Genomic DNA, 7,533 nt, shown 5'->3' on the forward strand with positions numbered 1-7,533 from the left:
TTGCAACTTTAGGTGGTAGACCTTGCAACTTTAGGTGGTAGACCTTGCAACTTTAGGTGGTAGACCTTGCAACTTTAGGTGGTAGACTTTTCTATCAAAAACACTTAGACTTCGCAGGTCTTGTATCCAAAGTAGTACTGGGACTAAATATGAGGAATTTAAACCACTGTCATAGAAGTAGATTGTTTTTAACTTTGTCTGAAGCTGTAAGTATTTGGTTAACAACTTTATCTCCAATTACTAGCAAAAACTATGCTTCTGGAATTAAATTTTTAATATCGAATCGTGTTATAGATCCTTCTATGAGATTGGAAGATCTTATTTCTACAGATCACTCTGAAGTGTTATACAGGATAAAATCTTTATCTTTTTCTCTTAAAGGGAAATTGATTTCGGAAGCTTCTAAACAAGCTAGAGCAGCTTGCTATATTTCATTTACTAAGTTTTTATATCGTTTGACTAAAGGAGTTGTTAAGCCAGCTATTCCAGTCAGGGACTTTGGAAATGCAACATTTTATAAAATCCGAGACAAAGTAAAAACAGAGTTTATTTCAAAAAAAGACTGGCTATTGTTTTTTGATTCATTAAAAAAAAGAAGTTATAGAGATTATTTGATTGGGAAATTGATACTTCAAGGAGTTAGAAAATTATCAGAAGTGATTTCCCTTCGTACGGAAGATATATCTTTTGGAAAGAATCAAATATTTTTCAAAGTGAAAAAAAGGCAGAATAGAATACGCGAAGTCACAGTTACGTATCCGAGTTTTTTAATGAATGAGTTGAAAGATTATCTTGGCAAAAGGGAAGGATGGGTTTTTGTTTCAGATCCTTCTTCGAATCATAGAGTTTGTGTTAATCAGATTTATTACTATTTTAAACTAGCTGAAAATGACATTCCACTTCAAGTTAAGGTTACTCCTCACGTACTTCGTGCTAGTGCTTTGGCGTATCTAAAAAAAACAGGTTTTTCTGATATTGATATCATGAGGATCTCTTGTTTATCATCTCAAGAGATGATTTCAGCTTATGATTCATATAGCGAAGAAAATTTAACATCGCAACTGCCTTTTATATTTTGATATAATTTTAATTATATTGGAACCAATCTGCATTAAAAAATATGTTGCAACAACAAAGTTCGAACTTTGTTGTTAGATTAGAATAATTTTTTTTGATGCATTTTCTGATCGTTGAGATTTATCATAAGCGTATATCATTTTTGATGATGAATGACCGGTTACTTTCATTATATCTGAGTCGGAGCATCCAAATCGCTTGTATTCAGTTACTGCTGTAGCACGAAGTACATGAGGAGTGACTTTGAAATCAATATTAGCTAATTTCCCTGCTTTAGCAAATGTAGTAGCTATTTGTTTAAGTCCCACAGCTTTTCCATTTTTTGTTATGAACAACAAACCTTTTCTGAGACCTATGTAATCATTTATTTTTTTTAAAAACCATTGAGGGTATGTAATGATGGTTACTTTCTCTATCCCCCTGTTTTTGGTTTGTATAAAAGAAATAGTCCCTTCTTGAAACGAAATTTTATCTATTGTTAAATCAAGAACTTCATTAACTCTTTTGGCCCCTTGTAGAATAGTTAGAGCGATCATCCAGTCTCTATAATTAATTGTTTGTAGTTGCTCTAAGAAGTTGAGTTTTTCGATTTTTCCTAAAGCATTAGTTTTTACTACATCTCTTAATTTATAAAATGTTTTGTTTGATTCTTGTTGAGATGGCTGTGCTATAGATATGAGACCAAAGGTTTCCCTATTGAGGAATCTTGTAAGAGATATATAACAGGCTGCCCTGACTTGTTTTGTTCCTTCGGACCACAAGGTTATTTTGGAAGGGAGTCTTTTGATTGAATCTATAACAACATTGTGATTAATCATTGAAAATTCCTGTAAAGATATGTCTAGAGACAAAAGACCAATCTTACTTAATGCTAAAATAGATCCTTTATATGATCTTGCCGTATGAGCATTTAGAGAAGTCGTCCAGGCTGTTACAGCATCTTTTAGAGTAATGTGTTTTAATCCGTTCCATATATATTCTATTTTTGCTTGTTTAGCTTGGGCATGAGTTAATCTTTCTGATAGCAGGTTTTTATGGATATTGTTTAATCCGTATCCTAGTGAATTATCTTTACGCACAAGCAACCTGGTGTTATAAAACATTGATTTTACCTGATTATTTCCATAATCAGGTAAAAAAATAATGCTTTTTTTAATCCTTAAGACTCCTTGGTAATATTTATATGAAAGCTTCTCAGTTGGATAAAGAGTATTTAGATATTGAATTCGTAATACTAGGACAGGCTATAAATTATACAGAAAATGCCCAAACTGTTGTATCGCGTTTAACTGAAGAGCATTTTGTTTCACCCATTCATAAAAAACTGTTTTTTTTTATTAAAAACCTATTAAACGCTCGTGGAGCTGTATCAATATCTCTAATTTGGGAAGAAATCAAACGGCAAAATTACGATACATCATTAGATATTTCTTATATCGTACAGATGTCTCAAAATGCTGATATTCATATAGACTTGGATCATCATATAGATTTTCTTCACGAAAAACTAACTAACGATCTTTTAAAAGAATTTTTAGACGTCTCATACGGAGATTTTAATAGATATCCGAATAGACGGTCTCCATTTACTTTAATAGACGAATTCAAAGAACGTTTAGACTCTATTCACAACAAGATTATTGCTCCTAGATATAAATTTATAGGTCGTAATGTTTGTGACATTATCAATGGAGATAAAGAAACAGAAGGTGTCTTAGCCAAAATACGTTTAAGACATACATATAGATTAGAACATGAAAAAGATTTTATTGATGGTCTGCCCACTGGATTTTTAGCAATAGATGAACAAAGCACTCTTTTATGTAAGGGAAACTTTATTATAATAGCCGCACGCCCTGCTATGGGCAAAACAGCCTTTGTTATAGATATCGCGTTGTATTTGTCTATTCATGAAAAGAAGGCTGTGGGATTTATATCATTAGAAATGGGTTCTCAACAAATTGTCGAGAGAATTATTTCTAATTTAAGCGAAATTTCTTGTGAACAATTAAAAAGAGGGAACTTCTCTAAAACTACCTTATGTAAAATTGAAAAAATCAGCTCTGCTTTGCAAGCTTCTAATTTTTTCATTTGTGATAAAAATTGTTCTGGAATCAATGCATTAATCAATCAAGCAAAATCCCTTAAATATCTACACGATATAGATATTTTATTTATTGACTACTTGCAACTTGTAGAATTAGATGGACGTTCTGAAAATAGACAGAATGAGATAGCTTCAATTTCAAGAAAACTACGTTTGTTATCTGTAGATCTTGAAATTCCAATAGTTTGTTTATCACAATTATCTAGAAAAGTAGAGGATCGAGGAGATAAACGTCCATTATTATCAGACTTAAGAGACAGCGGTCAAATAGAGCAAGACGCTGACGCAATATTGTTTTTATATAGAAAAGACTACTATTCTCAAGAATCTATAAAAGGATTAACAGAAATAATCATAGGTAAAAATAGACATGGATCAACGTTTTCTACACATTTAATGTTTAATTCTTCGTTTGGAAAATTCTACTCTCAAAAAGAAGTATGGTAAAAACAGATCATAATATTATAAAAAGCTCTTTACATTTAGAAAATCAAAAATTCGGAAGAAAACCTCAAACATCTTCTGATTCAGAATCAAAAATAGAAGTTATTGGATTAGATTTACAGACATCTCATTATCATGCTTTATCTGCCATTCAAAAGTTGCTGTCAGCGACCAATTATAGAGGAAATGCCGAAGGAGCATACCTTTCTAGAGAAACAAATACATTTAAATTCGAAGGAATAATTCCACGTATAAAGTTTAGTAGATCAGAATATTTAGAAGCTTACGGAGTAAAAAAATACAAAACCTCAAGAAACAAATATGAATTTGGAGGGAAAGAAGCTGTAATTTCATTAGAAGCATTATATCATTTAGGGAATAAACCATATCTTATTGTAGCGACAAGAAGACGATGGAATAAAGGAGAAGAGGTTGTTGATCGCTACCAAACCTTTTCTCCAATATTAAGAATATGCGAAGGATGGGAAGGATTAACCCCAAAGGAAAATAAAGCCTTAGATGAGGGACCTTTTATTAACCTAGTTTCCACTAAACATAAGGGCTTTATCATAGAGCCTTGTCCTATCATTGTAGACCAAATTGACTCGTATTTTGTCTTAAAACCAGCAAATATGTATCAAGAAATCAAACTAAGATTTCCAAACGCGTCCAAATTCACTTATACGTTTCTCGATTGGATTGTCAGCACGGCAACAAGAAAAAAAATGAATAATCCAACTAATAAAGATTGGCCAGATAAAATTGAAATAGGATTTGAGAATCTATCATATACTCTAAGAATGAACAGATATATTACATCTAGAAACTGGAAAAAAATCGAAACAGCTATTAATCGGTGTATAGAAATAGCTATTGAACTGAAGTGGTTAATAAAACACGAAAGAATTCAAGGAAAAACAATATCAAAAAAAGAAGTATTTTATTTAAACAAGATAAAATTCCAACAAATTTCAAAAAACAGACTATTAGAATCCGAACAAAAACCAATTTAATTATTGATACCCTTAATTAAATTAATTAAAACCCAAAAATAAAAAGAGTTTTTAATTATGGGTAATTCAGGGTTCTATTTACAAGATACTCAAAACACTATTTTTGCAGATAATATTCGACTTGGTCAAATGACCACTGTTCTCAAAAAAGATGAGATTATTATAGGCACAGATTCTACTCCAACAGTAACAAAATTTAGTGGCGACAAGGGGATCGTTGTTGCGACAGATTCAACAACAACACCTTCTAAGACAACATTTTCCTTAGACATGGAATCAGTTATCAAAGAAGTAACTAGCAAAATATTAGATCAAATTGAAGATGAGCTAGTTAAAGATATAATCAAAAACATAACTCAAAGTCTGATAGAAGAGGTAATCAAGCAAATACAAATCGATCCCTCTTTCTCATTCTCTAGAGCGTTTAAAGATATTAGTATATCTGAAAGCATTCAATGTAATGGTTTATTTACAAAAGAGAATATAAGGAATTTAGATGGAGGTACAGAAATAGCTGAGTTCTCTGTAACCCCAGACAATTCCAACAGTATGTTTTTAATTTGTGCAAATATTATAGCGACACGAATGGAAGGAACTGTTGCTCTAGCTTTAGTCAAAGAAGGTGATAAATCTCCGTGTGCTATTAGTTATGGTTATTCTGCTGGTTATCCTAATGTAATTTCTCTAAGAGCAACCGTATCAAATGCAACAACAACTCCAGTAAAATTCTCTTTAAGGGCGGGAGGAGTAGATAGTGGGATTGTGTGGGTAAACGCTATGCCAAATGGAGAAAAAATTTTAGGAGTTGAAACTGTTTCAAAAATTACTATTTTAGAAGTGAAACCACAAACAAATGGTTAATTTAAAAACATAGAAGTAATTGTGGGTATATTTTTATTGTGAATTTTCTATGAGGTTTTTATATAAAAAACATAGATCTATTTACTGGAGAGGTTATGAATAACAAACAAAAAACTAATGATTTTATTAGAATTGTGAAAGATGTTGAGAAAGCTTTCCCAGAACTAGATATCAAAGTAAAAATAAGCAAAGAGAAAATTACTTTTTTAAACTCTCCGACTGAGCTGTATCACAAAAGTATATCTATTATACTCGATTTATTAAGTCGTATTGAATCATCTTTGAATTTTTTTCCGGACTCTCCAATAGTTGAAGAATTAGCAAATAATAATATAAAGCTGAAAAAAGCCTTGATTATGCTGATTCTATCAAGAAAAGACATGTTCTCAAAGACAGAATAAAATAACATTTACTCTAACGTTGGAGTATTTGTGAAGACAATAGCATTTTGTTCATTTAAGGGAGGGACGGGGAAAACTACCCTATCTCTCAATATTGGTTGCAACTTAGCTCAATATCACAATAAGAAGGTTTTGCTTGTGGATCTAGATCCACAAGCAAACCTTACTACAGGTTTGGGGACACAATTTTGCTCTGATACTAGCCTGTACGATATTTTTAGAAACTCAGGAAATTTGAAAGATGTTATTCAAAGATCAAAAATAAAAAATCTAGATATAATTCCTTCTAGTCTTTTAATAGAAGATTTTAGAGTTATAAATAAAGATAGTTCATTGAATATAAATTGCTTACGTTCATATTTACAACTTATCGAACATAATTATGATGTTTGTATTTTGGACACGCCACCAAGTTTAGGTTGTTTAAATCGAGAAGCTTTTATTGCAGCAAACTTTTTGATAATATGTCTTACTCCTGAACCATTTTCTATATTGGGAGCACAAAAAATCAAAGAATTTTGTTCTACTTTACAAACAGAAAATGAACTAGAAATATTAGGTATAGTTTTCTCATTTTGGGATGATAGGAACGCAACAAATTCTACTTATTTAAATATTATAGAATCTATTTATGAGAACAAAATTTTATCTAGCAAAGTGCGAAGAGATGTTAAATTAAGCCGGTCACTTTTAAAGGAGACATCTGTAGCTAATGCGTATCCTAACTCTAGAGCAAATTATGATCTCCTTGAATTAACTAAGGAAATAGAAACTAGACTATTTAAAAATGTTTCAGGAAAGCGTTGTGAGCAAACTAATTAAAGAAGCATCAATTTTTTTTGATAAAAACAGAAAAAGTGCAAAAGAAGAATTTCGAAAAAAAGAAGTTATTCAAGATGTCTTTTCTATATCACTTACTTCTTCAGAAATAAATCAATTGGATTGTTTATTTAGCAAACAATCCCCAGAGAACCATAATCAAGATGTTTTTTTACACATTAAAAATCTTACATCTCAAATTAAATCGATTCAAAAACAACATGTTTTGCTGATAGGAGAAAAAATATATAAAGTTAGAGAACTTTTTAAAGCAATAGGATCATTTGAAACAACATTTACATCCTGGATAGATCTTGTTTTTTCTACAAAATCTTCAGCTTATAATGCTTTAGCATACTATGAACTGTTTATAGGCCTTCCTAGTAAAAGCGAACAACTTTTATTACAATCCATTCCATACAAAACAGCATATTTACTAGCCTCTCGTAAAGGACCTATTGAGAAGAAAATTGAAGTAATGAAAAAGATAAATGGTATGCCAAATACTTCCGCTGTTTTCATTCTAAATCAATACCTACCTCCACTAAGAGAAATTGGATCGAAGCATGTATATGAGTCAGATCAATCAGTTAATAAAGCTATTTCGGAAAAACTTCTAGATTTGTTGCATTTAGTTTGTTCGGGAACAAAATTGTCGGAATATAATATTAACTTAATGAAACAATTATTTGACAACGTATCTTCAAACATCTTCTCAGAGAAATCCAGGGAGCTGACTTTGAGTCAGCAGTCAGAAAAAAGTATTTAAAATACTTTTAAGTAATTTAGCGCTAAAAAATCCAGAGATGAT

General features: G+C 31.1%; 8 protein-coding genes. 7 read left to right on the forward strand and 1 reads right to left on the reverse strand.

The window, feature by feature from the left end; translation table 11 throughout:
• The first annotated feature begins 149 nt into the window (after positions 1 to 149).
• Positions 150 to 1,079 (forward strand): tyrosine-type recombinase/integrase, encoded by a 930-nt coding sequence (locus C834KP_RS05240; RefSeq protein ID WP_174165558.1) that lies wholly within the window; start codon positions 150 to 152, stop codon positions 1,077 to 1,079.
• A 72-nt stretch (positions 1,080 to 1,151) separates the two neighbouring features.
• Here C834KP_RS05240 and C834KP_RS05245 read toward each other — a convergent pair whose 3' ends face one another.
• A complete protein-coding gene (locus C834KP_RS05245; protein WP_231911712.1) occupies positions 1,152 to 2,156 on the reverse strand; it encodes a tyrosine-type recombinase/integrase in 1,005 nt (334 codons plus the stop codon).
• A 104-nt stretch (positions 2,157 to 2,260) separates the two neighbouring features.
• Between C834KP_RS05245 and C834KP_RS05250 the strand changes: the two genes are divergently transcribed.
• The 6 genes from C834KP_RS05250 (at position 2,261) to C834KP_RS05275 (ending at position 7,491) form a co-directional block, all read left to right on the forward strand.
• The gene (locus C834KP_RS05250; protein WP_108897162.1) at positions 2,261 to 3,631 is read left to right on the forward strand and encodes a replicative DNA helicase; all 1,371 of its coding nucleotides are present in this window, start codon (positions 2,261 to 2,263) and stop codon (positions 3,629 to 3,631) included.
• A complete protein-coding gene (locus C834KP_RS05255) occupies positions 3,625 to 4,641 on the forward strand; it encodes a virulence factor (protein WP_108897163.1) in 1,017 nt (338 codons plus the stop codon). The genes C834KP_RS05250 and C834KP_RS05255 overlap by 7 nt, the downstream gene beginning before the upstream one ends.
• A gap of 57 nt (positions 4,642 to 4,698) precedes the next feature.
• Positions 4,699 to 5,502 (forward strand): virulence factor Pgp3, encoded by an 804-nt coding sequence (gene pgp3 / locus C834KP_RS05260; protein ID WP_108897164.1) that lies wholly within the window; start codon positions 4,699 to 4,701, stop codon positions 5,500 to 5,502.
• Positions 5,503 to 5,597: 95 nt separating this feature from the next.
• A complete protein-coding gene (locus C834KP_RS05265) occupies positions 5,598 to 5,903 on the forward strand; it encodes a virulence factor (protein ID WP_108897165.1) in 306 nt (101 codons plus the stop codon).
• Between the two features lie 30 nt (positions 5,904 to 5,933).
• Positions 5,934 to 6,725 carry a ParA family protein gene (locus C834KP_RS05270; protein ID WP_108897166.1) on the forward strand — a complete coding sequence of 264 codons (792 nt, stop codon included), beginning with the start codon at positions 5,934 to 5,936 and terminating at the stop codon, positions 6,723 to 6,725.
• Positions 6,709 to 7,491 carry a CT583 family protein gene (locus tag C834KP_RS05275; protein ID WP_108897167.1) on the forward strand — a complete coding sequence of 261 codons (783 nt, stop codon included), beginning with the start codon at positions 6,709 to 6,711 and terminating at the stop codon, positions 7,489 to 7,491. Before C834KP_RS05270 ends, C834KP_RS05275 begins: the two co-directional genes overlap by 17 nt.
• Positions 7,492 to 7,533: the final 42 nt, after the last annotated feature.

The organism is Chlamydia serpentis, from assembly GCF_900239945.1.
GTDB classification, from domain to species: Bacteria; Chlamydiota; Chlamydiia; order Chlamydiales; family Chlamydiaceae; genus Chlamydia; species Chlamydia serpentis.